Source organism: Weizmannia sp. FSL K6-0777, assembly GCF_038593185.1.
Taxonomy (GTDB): Bacteria; Bacillota; Bacilli; order Bacillales; family Bacillaceae_C; genus Weizmannia; species Weizmannia faecalis.
The window spans coordinates 1,411,354-1,426,011 of record NZ_CP151971.1 but is presented as its reverse complement, the minus strand read 5'-3'; the positions used below and the strand labels follow the sequence as shown (position 1 = coordinate 1,426,011).

General features: G+C 49.3%; 12 protein-coding genes. All 12 read right to left on the bottom strand.

All coding sequences use genetic code 11. From position 1 onward, the window contains the following. Nucleotides 1–85: 85 nt before the first annotated feature. Nucleotides 86–355 (bottom strand): 30S ribosomal protein S15, encoded by a 270-nt coding sequence (gene rpsO / locus NST70_RS06615; RefSeq protein WP_013859138.1) that lies wholly within the window; start codon nucleotides 353–355, stop codon nucleotides 86–88. A 112-nt stretch (nucleotides 356–467) separates the two neighbouring features. Next, on the bottom strand, nucleotides 468–1,430 hold the full coding sequence (gene ribF, locus NST70_RS06610) for a bifunctional riboflavin kinase/FAD synthetase (RefSeq protein WP_342476014.1): 963 nt from the start codon (nucleotides 1,428–1,430) through the stop codon (nucleotides 468–470). Nucleotides 1,431–1,498: 68 nt separating this feature from the next. Then, a complete protein-coding gene (gene truB / locus NST70_RS06605; RefSeq protein ID WP_014095410.1) occupies nucleotides 1,499–2,401 on the bottom strand; it encodes a tRNA pseudouridine(55) synthase TruB in 903 nt (300 codons plus the stop codon). A gap of 92 nt (nucleotides 2,402–2,493) precedes the next feature. After that, a complete protein-coding gene (rbfA, locus tag NST70_RS06600; RefSeq protein WP_014095411.1) occupies nucleotides 2,494–2,841 on the bottom strand; it encodes a 30S ribosome-binding factor RbfA in 348 nt (115 codons plus the stop codon). A gap of 14 nt (nucleotides 2,842–2,855) precedes the next feature. Then, on the bottom strand, nucleotides 2,856–3,134 hold the full coding sequence (locus tag NST70_RS06595) for a DUF503 family protein (RefSeq protein WP_014095412.1): 279 nt from the start codon (nucleotides 3,132–3,134) through the stop codon (nucleotides 2,856–2,858). After that, nucleotides 3,131–5,659 (bottom strand): translation initiation factor IF-2, encoded by a 2,529-nt coding sequence (gene infB, locus NST70_RS06590; RefSeq protein ID WP_014095413.1) that lies wholly within the window; start codon nucleotides 5,657–5,659, stop codon nucleotides 3,131–3,133. The genes NST70_RS06595 and infB overlap by 4 nt, the downstream gene beginning before the upstream one ends. 14 nt (nucleotides 5,660–5,673) lie before the next feature. Next, nucleotides 5,674–5,982 (bottom strand): YlxQ family RNA-binding protein, encoded by a 309-nt coding sequence (locus NST70_RS06585; protein ID WP_014095414.1) that lies wholly within the window; start codon nucleotides 5,980–5,982, stop codon nucleotides 5,674–5,676. After that, nucleotides 5,979–6,272 carry a YlxR family protein gene (locus tag NST70_RS06580; RefSeq protein WP_014095415.1) on the bottom strand — a complete coding sequence of 98 codons (294 nt, stop codon included), beginning with the start codon at nucleotides 6,270–6,272 and terminating at the stop codon, nucleotides 5,979–5,981. The genes NST70_RS06585 and NST70_RS06580 overlap by 4 nt, the downstream gene beginning before the upstream one ends. Before the next feature lie 12 nt (nucleotides 6,273–6,284). Beyond that, nucleotides 6,285–7,484, bottom strand: a complete 1,200-nt coding sequence (gene nusA / locus NST70_RS06575) for a transcription termination factor NusA (RefSeq protein ID WP_014095416.1) — start codon at nucleotides 7,482–7,484, stop codon at nucleotides 6,285–6,287. A 42-nt stretch (nucleotides 7,485–7,526) separates the two neighbouring features. Next, nucleotides 7,527–7,994: a ribosome maturation factor RimP gene (rimP, locus tag NST70_RS06570; RefSeq protein WP_017551543.1), complete on the bottom strand. Its 468-nt coding sequence runs from the start codon at nucleotides 7,992–7,994 to the stop codon at nucleotides 7,527–7,529. Between the two features lie 146 nt (nucleotides 7,995–8,140). Then, nucleotides 8,141–12,469 carry a PolC-type DNA polymerase III gene (locus NST70_RS06565; RefSeq protein WP_035181738.1) on the bottom strand — a complete coding sequence of 1,443 codons (4,329 nt, stop codon included), beginning with the start codon at nucleotides 12,467–12,469 and terminating at the stop codon, nucleotides 8,141–8,143. Nucleotides 12,470–12,660: 191 nt separating this feature from the next. Then, nucleotides 12,661–14,370: a proline--tRNA ligase gene (locus NST70_RS06560; protein WP_014095419.1), complete on the bottom strand. Its 1,710-nt coding sequence runs from the start codon at nucleotides 14,368–14,370 to the stop codon at nucleotides 12,661–12,663. Between the last annotated feature and the right edge of the window lie 288 nt (nucleotides 14,371–14,658).

The window sequence follows — 14,658 nt, the reverse complement described above, 5'->3', positions numbered from 1 at the left end:
AAATACATCTGTTCCCAAAATTAAGGGGGGAAAAACACATTGCAAAAAAGCGGGAATACTCCCGCTTTTTGCATTCTGCATTTTTTTATCGGCGCAAGCCCAGCCGGTTAATCAATTCACGGTAACGATGCACATCTTTATTGCGCAGATAGGTCAACAAATTACGCCGTCTCCCTACCATTTTCATCAAGCCGCGGCGTGAATGGTGGTCTTTTTTATGGACACGCAAATGATCGTTCAATTTGTTGATTTCTTCTGTCAATACAGCAATTTGCACTTCCGGAGAACCGGTATCGTTCTCGTGGATTTTAAATTGGTTGATGATTTCATTTTTACGTTCTTTTGAAATCGCCATCCTGTTCACCTCCTCTGTTTCCTATCCCCTGTTGCCGAGCAGGCGTCGGTGAGTCGCGCTGCCAAGCACAGGTTCCGGTACTGTAATAGAATACTACTTTTTCGCACAAAACTCAAGTAGCAGTTCCCTGTTTTTCAAAGTAACGCCTTGCTGCCGTTTCATCCCGTTTCATTTCTTCAATCAAGTCCTCCACGCGGGCGAACTTTTTCTCTTCGCGGATGCGCGCAAGCCATTTGACAACTGCTTCTTCCCCGTAAATAGTATCGGAAAAATCAAGCAGATACACTTCTGTCGTTTTTTCATATTCTTCCGGATTTTTAAACGTAGGATTGTAGCCAATGCTGCATAAGCCGTTATGCCACATATCCGCGACCTTCATTTGCACAATGTATACCCCGTTTGGCGGCAGCATATACGACGCGGTAAGCTTTAGATTTGCCGTTGGAAACCCGAGCTGTCGTCCCCGCTTCTCCCCATGGACGACAATGCCTTTGATCTCATAATCGCGCCCGAGCAGCGGCTTCACTTCCCCGACTTTTCCTTCCCTGATTTTTGACCGGATCAGGGTGGAGCTGACTTTTTCCCCGGTATTTTCAAGGGCCAGTTTTTCAATCACCGTAATCCCGAACCTGCCGTTTGCATATTCAGGGAGATTCTCCATATTGCCTTTCCCGAATTTGCCGTATGTATAATCAAAACCAGCAACAACATGTTTCACACCGAGTGCGGCCAGATATTGGTCGACAAATTGCTGCGGCAAAAGAGACGCAAAACGGGAGGTAAAACGGACGACGAACAGATAATCGACACCAAGTTTTTCAATCAACTTGATCTTGTCTTCAAGCGGTGTAATCAGTTCAATGCCATCCTTTTTCTTTCCCAGCACAATAGAAGGATGGGGTTCAAATGTCATGACGGCGCTTTTCCATCCGTTTTTTTCAGCGATCCCGCGGGCTGTTTTAATCACTTTCTGATGTCCGAGATGGATGCCGTCAAAATAACCCAATGCGATGGCAAGCGGCGGAAAATCGCCGGGTTTAAAGGAATGGGGATGATGGACCGTTATTGTTTTCAAAATTTCTCACCTTTTCCCTTTTACAAATTGAAGCAGCCGCCTTCCTTGTTTTATACCCGGAAGGCTTTTTATATCACTTTCGCCGGTTTGATAAAGCCGGGCCTGCCGGAATGCGCCACGTATACCGCGAGTATTTTTCCGCGGAAAAAGACAGCAAGCCTGTCTCCTGTTTCCGGCCAGGTCTCCGGTTTTTTCAACACGGCACCGTTCTTTACTTTCTCTGCTAATGTATCACTAATTTCCCATTTCGGCAAATGGCGGATCCCGGCCTCGAGCGGGTAGAGCAGGCTTTCCCTGTCGCCGGTTTCCGCGGCTTTTTCAATCTCCTGAAAGGTGGCGCATTGTTCCTTTGAAAAACCGCCTGCTTCAATTCTTGTAAGATTGGACATATGTGCCGGATAGCCGAGCTTTTCTCCGATCATAACAGCAAGCGTGCGGATATAGGTGCCTTTGCTGCATGAAGCGCGGAAACGGAACGACACAACCGGCCCTTCAAAATATTCCCGCCCGTCCAATAGTTCAAGGCTGTAAATTTGCACATTCCTTTTAGGGCGTTCCACTTCGATGCCCGCCCGCGCATATTCATACAACCTTCTTCCGTTCACCTTGACGGCGGAAAACATCGGCGGGATCTGGGTAATATGCCCGGTAAACGAAGCGAGTGCGGCTAAAATTTCTTCCCGGCTGATCGGCCGGCTAATTTCCTTTTTTTCAATGATATCGCCGGAAGCATCTTCTGTCGTCGTTGAAATCCCGATCGTTGCTTCACCTTCGTAAGTTTTGCCGGCATCCTGAAGGTATTCGGCAATCTTTGTCGCACGCCCGATGCAAACCGGGAGGACCCCTTCCACATCCGGATCAAGCGTGCCGGTATGGCCTGCTTTTTTTGTGCCGAAAAGCTTCCGGATTTTAAAAACACAGTCATGGGAAGTCATCCCCGCCGGTTTCCAGAGCGGTAAAATGCCATCCATGGCGCCACTTCCTTTCGCAAATCCAATAGAATCACTCAAAAAAAGGAAACTTACCGAACCGTGTTCCGGCTCCGATCAGTTTCCTGAAACATTCATTCATCCGTGTCATGGATTTTTTTGATCAGCGTCTCAATGCGGTTGCCGTATTCGATGGATTCATCGATTTCAAAAATCAGTTCAGGCGTTTTGCGGAGCCGGATCCTTTTGCCAACTTCCGAGCGGATAAAGCCTTTTGCTTTTTCCAGGCCGTCAAGGGTGTCTTTCTTTTGTACCTCATCGCCGAGGACGGTGAGGTACACTTTTGCCTGCTGAAGATCGCCTGTTACTTCCACATCGGTTACAGTGACAAAGCCGACACGCGGATCTTTTAGTTTTCGCCCGATAATGTCGCTCAGCTCTTTTTTCATTTGCTCGCCAACCCTATTTGCACGAAGATTCATCAATCACACCTCATTTATAGCCATTCAATATTTGTTTCAAGACGCTCCCATTCAGGGAAGGAATCCAGAAAGAGAATTGCCCGCTGCAATTCTCTTTCAGCCGCCGCCCGGCTTGAAGCAACGGTCACGACTTCAACGAGGGTCCGCTGCCAGGCATCCTGGAAATCCATTTCACCGGCTGCAACATTATATTTTTGCTTTAGCCGCGTCAATATTCTTTGCAGCACTGCCCTTTTTTCTTTCAATGAACGGGCATCATAAATGCGAAATTCGCAACGGGCGCTCCCAATCATGCTCTTTCAATTTCCTCCATGATAAAGGACTCGATGACATCTCCTTCTTTGATGTCATTAAAGTTTTTAATCGTAATCCCGCATTCATATCCCTGGTTGACTTCTTTCACATCATCTTTATAGCGTTTCAGCGTATCAATTACACCTTCATAAATGACCACGCCGTCACGGATGACGCGCACGCCGCTGTCACGGGTGATTTTTCCGTCGGTGACATAGCCGCCCGCAATCGTGCCGATCCGTGATACTTTAAACGTCTGCCGCACTTCAACCTGGCCGATGATTTTTTCTTTGTATTCCGGATCAAGCATCCCTTTCATGGCAGATTCGATTTCTTCGATCGCTTTGTAGATAATGCGGTGCAGGCGGATATCCACTTTTTCCGTTTCGGCTGCGCGTTTGGCGTTATTATCCGGGCGGACATTAAAGCCAATAATAATCGCATTCGAAGCGGAAGCAAGCGTCACATCGGATTCATTAATCGCGCCGACGCCCGTATGGATAACGTTAATGTTGACGCCCTCCACATCAATCTTTTGCAAAGCGGCGGTCAATGCTTCTACAGAGCCTTGCACATCCGCTTTGACAATCACATTTAATTCTTTCATTTCCCCTTGCTTCATTTGCTCAAACAACGTGTCAAGGCTGACGCGCGCGGTTTCGTTACGGTGCGCCTGGACAGCCTGTTGTTTCCGCGCTTCCCCGACCTGGCGGGCTGTTTTCTCATCTTCAAAGACAACAAAACGGTCGCCGGCTTCCGGTACATCATTTAAACCGGTAATTTCAACAGGCGTGGACGGCCCTGCTTCTTTCACGCGACGGCCGAGATCATTGACCATCGCACGGACGCGCCCGTAAGTGTGACCGACGACAATCGGGTCGCCGATGCGCAAAGTGCCGTTTTGTACGAGCAAAGTGGCAACCGGGCCCCTGCCTTTATCAAGGCGCGCTTCAATAACCGAACCGAGTGCGCGGCGGTTCGGGTTTGCTTTCAGTTCTTCCACTTCGCTGACAAGCAAAATCATTTCAAGCAGATTGTCAATCCCTTCACCGGTTAGAGCAGAAATCGGGACAAAAATCGTATCCCCGCCCCAGTCTTCCGGAACCAGATTGTATTCCGTCAGTTCCTGCATGACTCGTTCGGGGTTCGCTGTCGGTTTATCAATTTTATTGACCGCAACAATGATCGGAACGCCGGCTGCTTTCGCGTGGTTAATGGCTTCCACTGTCTGCGGCTTCACGCCGTCATCGGCAGCAACAACAAGCACGGTAATGTCCGTCACTTGCGCCCCCCGCGCACGCATTGTTGTAAAGGCTTCATGCCCCGGCGTGTCTAAAAATGTAATTTTTTTGCCGCCTACTTTCACCTGGTATGCACCGATATGCTGGGTAATCCCGCCTGCTTCTCCGGCGGTGACTTTTGTATGGCGGATGGAATCGAGCGTTGTCGTTTTCCCATGGTCAACATGGCCCATAATGGTGACAACCGGCGGGCGGACTTCGAGGTCTTCTTCACGGTCTTCCGTAAAATACGTTTCCAGATCCGTCTGGTCAACGATCACTTTTTCTTCCACTTCAACGCCGTATTCCGAAGCAATCAGTTCAATGGCGTCTTTGTCAAGCTGCTGGTTGATCGTTGCCGCAACGCCGAGCAGGAACAGTTTTTTAATAATTTCGGAAGGTTCCCTGTAGAGCTTCTTCGCAAGTTCCGCAACGGTCAGCGATTCTGTGAACGTAATTTTTTCAGGCAGTTCTTTTACCTTTTGGACCGGCTGCGGCTGCGGTTTGAAGTTTTTATTTTTCCGGTTATTTTTCTTTTGTTTGTTAAACGGCCGTCCGTTGTTGCCGCGGTTTCCGTTATTGCTACGGTTTCCATTGCCACTGTTGCGGTTATTCCCGTTGTTCCGGCTGTTCCCGCTGTTTTGATTATTCCTGTTGTTGCCCGCGGCTTGGGTGTTTCCATTGCTCCGGTTGTTGCTTGTGTTCTGGCTGTTTCCGTTATTCCGGTTGTTACTTGCAGCCTGGCTTTTTTCGTTATTCCGGTTGTTGCTTGCGGCCTGGGTGTTTCCATTGCTCCGGTTGTTGCCGCCGGTTTGGCCGTTCCTGTTATTCCGATTGTTGCCGCCCGTTCTGCTCTTCCCATCGCTGCGGTTGCTGCCGCCAGAGCGGTTATTGTTATTGTTTCTGCTGTTTCCGTTATCCCCTTGGTTTTTGCTGTTTTGGCCGTTTCCGTGATTCGGCTTCTGGTTTTCGCGCCGGGTGCGGTTTTCGGGTTTGTTTCCTTGTCGGTCCCCGGTTTCGGACCTGGTGCTTCTTTCATTTCTGGTCGGCCCGTTTTGCCCGTTTTTCTTGCCATCCTGCTGATTTTTGCCGCTGTAAACCGTATCCAGCTTCCTTACTGTTTCCCCATCGATCATTGACATATGATTGGATACCTCTATATTCATTTGTTTTAGTTTCGTGATAATTTCCTTACTTGATGTATGATGAGCTTTCGCATATTCGTAAACACGTATTTTGCTCATGTCGTCACCCCCACCTATGATTCATCGAGCAGTTCAGCAAGTTTTTCCGCAAATCCGCGGTCACTTACTGCCACTGCGACTCTCGCCTCTTTCCCAATGGCTTTTCCAAGCATTTCCCTCGTCTCTATCCACCGTACCGGTACATGATAGAAACGGCATTTGTCTAACAATTTTTTTGACGTATTGGATGAGGCATCTTTTGAAAGCAATACAAGTTTTGCCTGGCCTGCCCGGATTTCTTTCAGGACAGGCTCCTCTCCCGAAACGATCTTTCCTGCCTTGAACGCAAGGCCTAAAAGGGACATTGCCTGCTTCCCGTTCATGATTTTTGTTTATTCTCCTTTTTTTCCTTTTGAATAAACGCGATGATTTCATCGTAAAAAGCATCTTCTACAGCGGCACCAAGATGGGATGAGAGAATATTTTTTTTCTTTGCCAACAGCACCGCTTCCTCGTCTTTTGAAAGATAGGCGCCTCTTCCTGACTTTTTCCCGGTCGGGTCAATCGAAACATCGCCTTCCTTGGAACGGACGATACGGACCATTTCTTTTTTCGGTTTCATTTCTCCCGTTGCTACGCATTTTCTCATCGGAATTTTCTTACGTGTCGCCATCAGCCCCACTCCTTATTCGATCTCTTCATCTTTCCCACCGTTTTCAGGCAGATCCGCTTCTTTCGCATCCGGTACGGCCAGTGCTTCGGAAGTGCGGCCGGCATCATCGTCATCAAAAAGCCCCGGTGTTTCCCCGTCTATGTCATCATTGGTTTCAGAACGCGGATAAATGCCTGACTCCCTTGCATCCGTTTCGCTCTTAATATCAATTTTCCAGCCTGTGAGTTTCGCGGCAAGCCGGGCGTTTTGGCCGCGTTTCCCGATTGCAAGCGACAGCTGGTAATCCGGAACGATGACCGTTGTAGCCTTATTGTTTTCGTCAACAAGCACATCAAGCACTTTTGCAGGGCTTAACGCATTTGCTACAAATTTAGCCGGGTCGTCCGACCATTTTACAATATCAATCTTTTCCCCGTGAAGTTCATTTACAATCGCCTGGACGCGCTGCCCTTTAGGCCCGACGCATGCGCCGACAGGATCAACCTCCGGGCGGTCGGTGTAAACCGAAATTTTCGAACGGTCCCCTGCTTCGCGGGCGATCGAACGGATTTCTACGATGCCATCGTAAATTTCCGGCACTTCAAGTTCAAACAGCCGTTTTAAAAGGCCGGGATGGGTGCGCGAGACAAAAATTTGCGGCCCCTTTGTTGTCCGTTCGACTTTTGTAATGTAGACCTTAATCCGGTCATGCGGGTTGTACGTTTCATTCGGGGATTGTTCCCCCGGCGGCAGCAGTGCTTCTGTTTTTCCGAGGCTGACATACGTAAAACGCGGATCTTTCCGCTGCACAATCCCGGTCATGACCTCGTCTTCACGGTCGATAAATTGATTGTAAATGATTCCCCGTTCCGCTTCCCGGACGCGCTGCGTGACAACCTGTTTTGCTGTCTGTGCGGCGATCCGGCCAAAATCTTTCGGCGTGACTTCCAATTCGACAACATCGCCGATTTCATAAGACGGATTGATTTTCTGGGCATCTTCAAGCGAAATTTCAAGGCGCGGGTCAAATACTTCTTCAACCACGTCTTTACGCGCGAACACACGGATCGTCCCGTTCGCCAGATTTAAATCCGTCCTTACATTCTGTGCCTGGTTAAAATTGCGGCGGTATGCCGATACAAGCGCGGCTTCGATGGCTTCAACGAGCACATCCCGCGAAATTCCTTTTTCTTTTTCAAGTATCGTAAGCGCATCTACCAGTTCTGAGCTCATGGAAATTGGATCCCCCTTCATTTTTTGAAAAATGATGCATTTTTAAAATTCAACGGCAAGCCGTGCGTTGGCCACTTTGTCATACGGAATTTCCTTCTCGATTTTCTTCGTTTTCACTTTACATTCTAATGTTAGGCACCCGTTGTGAAAAGCAATCAATTTTCCCTGGAACGTTTTCTCCCCGTCAAGCGGTTCATACGTTTTCACGAGGACGGTCCGGCCGACAGCACGTTCAAAGTCACGCGCTTTTTTTAACGGGCGTTCCGCACCCGGGGAGGAAACCTCAAGGAAATAATTATGGGGAATCGGGTCCGCTTCATCGAGCTTTTCCCCGAGCCGTTCGCTGACGAGCCCGCATTCTTCGATATCGACCCCGTTTTCTTTGTCAATATAAACACGAAGAAACCAGTTTTTTCCTTCTTTGACGTATTCGATATCAACAAGTTCAAGGCCGAGCCCTTCCACAACCGGGGATGCCAGTTGTTCCACCACTTCAACGACTTTACTCATGCTGACCTCCTCAAAAATCCGATTTAAAACACGAAAGAGCGGGGTGATGGCCCCACTCTTTCGCACGAGCGTTTATCCGTAGTATTTCCATAAAAAACTATACCATAACAGGCAAAAAAAAGCAAACAGCGGGCCTTAACCCGTATTTAGAAAAGCGACAGCTGGTTCTGCTCCGGCAGCGACTCTAAGCAGCCGTGCCCGTCAAGGTATTCCATAATCGTTTTGGAGACTTTTCCGCGGCGCTGCAAGTCTTCTTTTGAAAGGAATTCACCTTCTTCGCGCGCTTTTACGATATTGACCGCAGCGTTTGTACCAAGACCCGGAATCGCATTAAACGGCGGAATGAGCGAATCGCCGTCAATGACAAACTTGTCTGCTTCCGACCGGTACAAATCAATCGGCTGGAAGCGGAAGCCGCGCGCCGTCATTTCAAGCGCCAGTTCGAGCACGGTCAGCAAACTTTTCTCCTTCGCCGATGCGTCCATCCCTTTTGCATTAATTTCACTGATTTTTGCCTTGATGGAATTCGAACCGTGGATCATGACATCGAGATCGAAATCCTCCGCGCGCACCGTAAAATACGTCGCATAGTAGATCAGCGGATGGTACACCTTGAAGTAAGCGATCCTTACCGCCATCAGCACATAGGCGGTGGCGTGGGCTTTCGGGAACATGTATTTAATCTTTTTGCACGATTCAATATACCAATTTGGCACGTTTTGCTTGATCATTTCTTCTTCCATTTCAGGCGTGAGCCCTTTCCCTTTCCGTACCGATTCCATAATTTTAAAAGCAAGGGACGGCTCTAAGCCCTGATAGATTAAATAGACCATAATATCGTCCCGGCAGCCGATTACTTCAGGCAGGGTGCAGGTGCCGTTTTGGATCAGTTCCTGGGCGTTGCCGAGCCATACGTCCGTTCCGTGCGAAAGCCCTGAAATCTGGACCAGTTCGGCAAAAGTCGTCGGTTTTGTATCTTCCAGCATCTGGCGCACAAACTTTGTGCCAAATTCCGGAATGCCGAGCGTGCCGGTTTTGCACATAATCTGCTCTTCCGTAACCCCGAGCGGTTCCGGCCCGCTGAAAATTTTCATCACTTCCGGGTCATCGGTCGGGATCGTTTTCGGGTCAATCCCGCTTAAGTCCTGGAGCATGCGGATGACGGTCGGATCATCGTGCCCGAGTATATCAAGCTTCAAAATATTATCGTGGATCGAGTGGAAATCAAAATGCGTTGTCCGCCATTCCGAATTGTGATCGTCCGCCGGATACTGGATCGGCGTAAAATCGTATATATCCATATAATCCGGGACGACGATAATGCCGCCCGGATGCTGGCCGGTCGTCCGTTTCACCCCGGTGCAGCCTTGGACAAGCCGGTCAATTTCAGCGCTCCGGAATGTCAGATTATGGTCCTGGGCATACCCTTTTACATAGCCGTAGGCCGTTTTTTCCGCAACCGTGCCGATCGTGCCGGCACGGTATACATACTCTTCGCCGAACAGCACTTTTGTATAGGCGTGGGCGCGCGGCTGGTAATCACCCGAAAAGTTCAGGTCAATATCCGGCACCTTGTCCCCTTTAAAGCCAAGGAACGTTTCAAACGGAATATCATGGCCGTCTTTTTTGTATTTTGCTCCGCACGCCGGGCAGTTTTTATCCGGCAGGTCAAAACCGGAACCGACCGAACCGTCATTGAAAAACTCGGAATGCTTGCAGTTCGGGCACACATAATGCGGTGGGAGCGGGTTGACTTCGGTGATTTCCGTCATCGTTGCAACAAGCGAAGAGCCGACAGACCCCCGCGAACCGACAAGGTAACCGTCATTCAATGATTTCTTGACAAGTTTATGGGCAATCAGATAAATGACCGCAAATCCGTGACCAATAATGCTTTTTAGCTCTTTTTCAAGCCGTGCTTCGACAATTTCGGGAAGTGGATCCCCGTAAATCCTTTTCGCGCGCTTATAGCTTTGCTCGCGGATTTCTTCTTCCGCCCCTTCAATTTTCGGCGTGTACAACTCATCTTTTACCGGCTTGACGTCCTCGATTAAGCCGGCAATTTTATTCGTGTTGTCAACCACGATTTCTTTTGCCTTTTCTTCGCCTAAAAACGAGAAGCATGCAAGCATTTCATCCGTCGTGCGGAAATGCACGTCCGGCAGCCGGTGCCGGTTCAGCGGATTGGCACCGCCCTGGGAGCTGATCAGGATTTTCCGGTAAATTTTGTCTTCGGGGTTTAAATAATGGACATTGCCTGTTGCGACAACCGGCAGATTTAATTTTTCCCCGAGCCTGACGATTTTCGTGATGATTTCTTCAAGCGCCTTTTCATCCCTTATCAGTTCCTGGTCGATGAGCGGGGCGTACACTTCTTTCGGATGGACTTCAAGATAATCATAAAAGCGGGCGATCTCCTCTACTTCCGCCGGATCTTTCTGCATCATGCCTTCAAATACTTCGCCTTTGTCACAGCCGGACCCGACGAGAATGCCTTCCCGGTACTTTTGCAGCTCGGAACGCGGAATACGCGGCACACGGTAAAAGTAATCGATATGGGAAAGAGAAATCAGTTTAAATAAATTTTTCAAGCCTTCCTGCGTCCGGACAAGCAGCGTGCAGTGCGACGGGCGCGCCCGCTTGTACGCGCCGCCTTCCCCCATATACTGGTTCAGCTCGTCATGGTATGTGATCCCCCGGTTACGGGCGTCTTTCAGCATTTTTAAAAAGATTTGTCCTGTTGCTTCCGTATCGTAGATTGCGCGGTGGTGCTGGGTCAGTTCCACATTGAATTTTTTCGCGAGCGTGTTCAGCCGGTAGTTTTTGAAATCCGGATATAAAAACCGTCCGAGTTCGAGCGTATCAATGACGGGGTTATTGGATTTCGGCAGCCCGGCTTTTTTCAGGCCAACGTTTAAAAACCCGATGTCGAACGAAGCATTGTGGGCTACAAGCACCGCGTCGCCAATCCATTCATTGTATTCTTTCAACACTTCGGAAATGTCCGGCGCATCTTTTAACATATCGTCGGTAATATGGGTCAGCTCAATAATCGTATTGGACAGCGGACGTCCGGGATTGGCAAACCGTTCAAACGTATCGACCACTTCGCCGTCTTGGATTTTCACCGCAGCGATTTCGATGATCGTATCATAAACGGCAGATAATCCCGTTGTTTCAACGTCAAAGACGACATATGTCGCTTCATCAAGGTGGACGTGCGCATCATTATAGGCAATCGGCACCCCGTCGTCGACAAGATTGGCTTCAACGCCGAAGATGACTTTTATACCGTTCTTTTTGCCGGCGCTGTAAGCTTCCGGAAAACTTTGCGCGACGGCGTGGTCTGTGATCGCAATCGCCGGATGGCCCCATTTTTTTGCCTGGGCGACAAGGGTAGACGCGGAAGTGACCGCATCCATCTGGCTCATCGGCGTATGGAGATGGAGTTCGACCCGCTTCTCATTTTCCGGCGCATGGTCTTTCCGGACGCGCGGGGCTACTTCAGAAAGATCGTTGGCGATCATGACCAGATCACGGACAAACGTATCGTTCTGGATGCTGCCGCGCGCACGCAGCCACATCCCTTTCTTCACGCGGGCAAATTGTGCGGCATCTTCCTTATCCCGCGAAAACATCTTCACGAGAATGGAGCTCGTATAATCGGTGATTTTTAACGTCAAAAGCGTCCGCCCGCTGCGCAGTTCTTTCGTTTCGACGTCAAACACATAGCCTTCCACCGTAATCCGCCGTTCTTCATCAACAATCTCGGAAAGGCGGCGGATATCATCATCGGGCGGGATTCTCAGCCCGATCATAAGCGGTCCCGCGTCGTGCGTTTCTTCCCCGCTCTGTTGCTCATTCACGTGCTTCTGCATTTCGAGAACGGCCTGTTTTGCCCGTTCCTCATCTTCTTTTTTCTTTTCTTCCATAAATTTGGCGTATGCTTCACTTGCTTCAGGTGCCGCCGAAATTTCCGTGTCAAACATCAGCTGCGGAAAACCGGCCCGTTCGTAAAAACGGACGATCCATTCCCCGTATTTTTGTTTTAATGTCGCTGCTTCCGGTTCATTGCGGCCGGTTACCACCAGCTTATTGCCGGAAAGTGACGGCACCTGCTCCGCAAGTAGGGACAAAAGCATCGGCGACATGCCTTCCAGTTCTCCTAGGCACGCTTTCCAGTAATCGGCAATCAGCGCCGGCCCAAAAGAAGGGTCTTTCGCCCGGATTGAAAAACGGACGTCGGCAATATGCTGAAAAGCCTGGCGCAAACGGGTTGTAAATGTCAAGTACACTTCAAAGGGGAGAATTTTTTCGAGCAAAAAATAAAAATGCCATCGCTTTGACTGGCGTTCCACAACTAGTTTTTCAATTTCTCCGTATTTAAAATGCTCGTAAAACCTGTCATCAAGCAGTTCCAGCTGCCGGAGCAAAATCTGGAACCTTTCTTTCTTTCCGGCGGGATTTTCAATCATCTTGTCCTCTCCCATCCTTTTTCATTCAATCTATCTTTATCTTAAAAAACAAGCGTCCCGAATGCAATCTTTCCGGAATTTTTCCGGTAGTGTTGAAAGGTTCGGGTGTTGAAATTTTCCAGGCAAAACATTTTCTGCCTCTTTTTTGCAGGAAAAGAAGAGAAGCACCGGCCGGTAAGCCGATGCCCCTGTCATGAAGCAAGTTGTGCTAAAATATTAGAAATTGTCTCGGCCAAATCCTCTTTTTTCACTTCGAGCACTTCCCCGGTTTTTCTGATTTTCACTTCGACGATGCCTTCCGCCGCTTTTTTCCCGACGGTTACCCGGACAGGCAGGCCGATCAGGTCGGAATCCGCAAATTTCACACCCGGGCGCTCGTTTCTGTCATCCATCAAGACGGTAAACTGCTTTTCAAGTTCCGCATGGAGCGATTCTGCAAGGGCGGATTGTTGGGCATCCTTCATATTTACCGGAACGAGATGCACGTCAAACGGCGCCAGATTGACAGGCCAAACAAGCCCTTTATCATCGTTATGCTGTTCGCACACTGCTGTTAAAGTGCGGGAGACACCAATCCCGTAACACCCCATCAACATGACCTGCTCCCTGCCGTTTTCGTCTAAAAAGGCGGCGTGCATGGCCTCACTGTATTTTGTGCCGAGTTTGAAAATATGCCCGACCTCTATGCCGCGTGCAAACCGGATCGTTCCCTTTCCGTCCGGTGACGGGTCGCCTTCCTGGATATTGCGGAGATCCCCGTATAGATCGACGCGGTAATCCCTCTCCGGATTCGCATTCACATAGTGGAAGTCATTCTCATTGGCACCGCAAATGCCGTTGACTACATAGCGGACGGCGTGATCGGCCAAAATCCGGATCTGTTCCGGCGCGCCGACAGGGCCGAGCGAACCGGGATCCGCCCCCATGATCGACTTGATGGCTTCCGGATCTGCCATTTCAATCGTTTCAGAACCGAGAAGATGTTTGACTTTGACTTCATTTACGTCATGATCGCCCCTGACCAGCACAATGACATATTCATCATCCGCTTTCAGCACAAGGGTCTTCAGGCATTTTTCAGGATCTGCCTTTAGAAAGTCCGCAATTTGCGCGATCGTTCTTTGCCCCGGGGTCGGAATTTTTTCGAGCGGTTTTTCCGCTTCATCCGGCTTTGTGTAAACGGTCTTCACTTCCGCCATTTCAATATTTGCCGCATAATCGGATGAGTCGGAATACGCAATGGTGTCTTCCCCGATTTCAGACAGCACCATAAACTCCTGCGTATCTTTCCCGCCGATCGCGCCCGAGTCCGCCAATACGGCGCGGAAATCCAGTTTGCACCGCGAGAATATATTGGTATAAGCCCGATACATATCCTTATACGTCTCATCAAGGCTCTCTTTGTTGGCATGGAAAGAATACGCGTCTTTCATGATGAATTCCCGTCCGCGCAGCAAGCCGAAACGCGGGCGCTTTTCATCCCGAAATTTCGTTTGAATTTGGTATAAAGAAAGCGGCAGGCGTTTATACGATTTTACTTCGTTCCGAATTAAACTTGTGATCACTTCTTCATGCGTCGGCCCGAGCGCAAAGTCCCGTTCATGCCGGTCCTTAAGGCGCATCAAATCCGGCCCGTAAGAATACCAGCGCCCCGATTCCTGCCACAATTCCGCCGGCTGGAGGGACGGCATCAGCAATTCCATGGAACCGATCGCTTCCAATTCTTCGCGGATAATCGCTTCAATTTTATGTAAGACTTTTTTCGCGAGCGGCAAATACGTATAAACACCGCTTGCAATTTGCCGTATGTAACCGGCACGGAGCAGCAGCTGATGGCTTTTCACCTCGGCTTCTGCCGGTACGTCCCGCAATGTCGGAATAAACAATTTGCTCTGTTTCATACATCGCACTCCCGTATTCATTTATTATAGATCAGTCGCGTTGATTACGTTCCTTCGTTTCTATTCCCCCGATTCAGCAAACCAGGTCCAAGGTTGGATGGTAAGAGATTGTAAATCAAAAGCCGGGCCAGGGTGCTAGAAATGCAGATTTTAAAAGGGATCCGCACGGTAAAAATACGAAGATTTGGCGTTGCTTGTGAAGACGAGCGGGCCAAACCGGGCTAATGGCGGATCAAAAATGCAAATCCATTTTATAACCGTCTCCGTAAAGCAGGTAAGGAAGCAGGC

Excerpts from the sequence above, each read along its gene's own strand:
- NST70_RS06560 (WP_014095419.1), bottom strand. The coding sequence starts at position 14,370 with ATGAAACAGAGCAAATTGTTTATTCCGACATTGCGGGACGTACCGGCA.
- NST70_RS06565 (WP_035181738.1), bottom strand. The coding sequence starts at position 12,469 with ATGATTGAAAATCCCGCCGGAAAGAAAGAAAGGTTCCAGATTTTGCTC.
- rpsO (WP_013859138.1), bottom strand. The coding sequence starts at position 355 with ATGGCGATTTCAAAAGAACGTAAAAATGAAATCATCAACCAATTTAAA.
- NST70_RS06595 (WP_014095412.1), bottom strand. The coding sequence starts at position 3,134 with ATGATTGGGAGCGCCCGTTGCGAATTTCGCATTTATGATGCCCGTTCA.
- infB (WP_014095413.1), bottom strand. The coding sequence starts at position 5,659 with ATGAGCAAAATACGTGTTTACGAATATGCGAAAGCTCATCATACATCA.
- NST70_RS06585 (WP_014095414.1), bottom strand. The coding sequence starts at position 5,982 with ATGAACGGGAAGCAGGCAATGTCCCTTTTAGGCCTTGCGTTCAAGGCA.
- NST70_RS06580 (WP_014095415.1), bottom strand. The coding sequence starts at position 6,272 with ATGGCGACACGTAAGAAAATTCCGATGAGAAAATGCGTAGCAACGGGA.
- nusA (WP_014095416.1), bottom strand. The coding sequence starts at position 7,484 with ATGAGCTCAGAACTGGTAGATGCGCTTACGATACTTGAAAAAGAAAAA.
- truB (WP_014095410.1), bottom strand. The coding sequence starts at position 2,401 with ATGGATGGCATTTTACCGCTCTGGAAACCGGCGGGGATGACTTCCCAT.
- rimP (WP_017551543.1), bottom strand. The coding sequence starts at position 7,994 with ATGAGTAAAGTCGTTGAAGTGGTGGAACAACTGGCATCCCCGGTTGTG.
- rbfA (WP_014095411.1), bottom strand. The coding sequence starts at position 2,841 with ATGAATCTTCGTGCAAATAGGGTTGGCGAGCAAATGAAAAAAGAGCTG.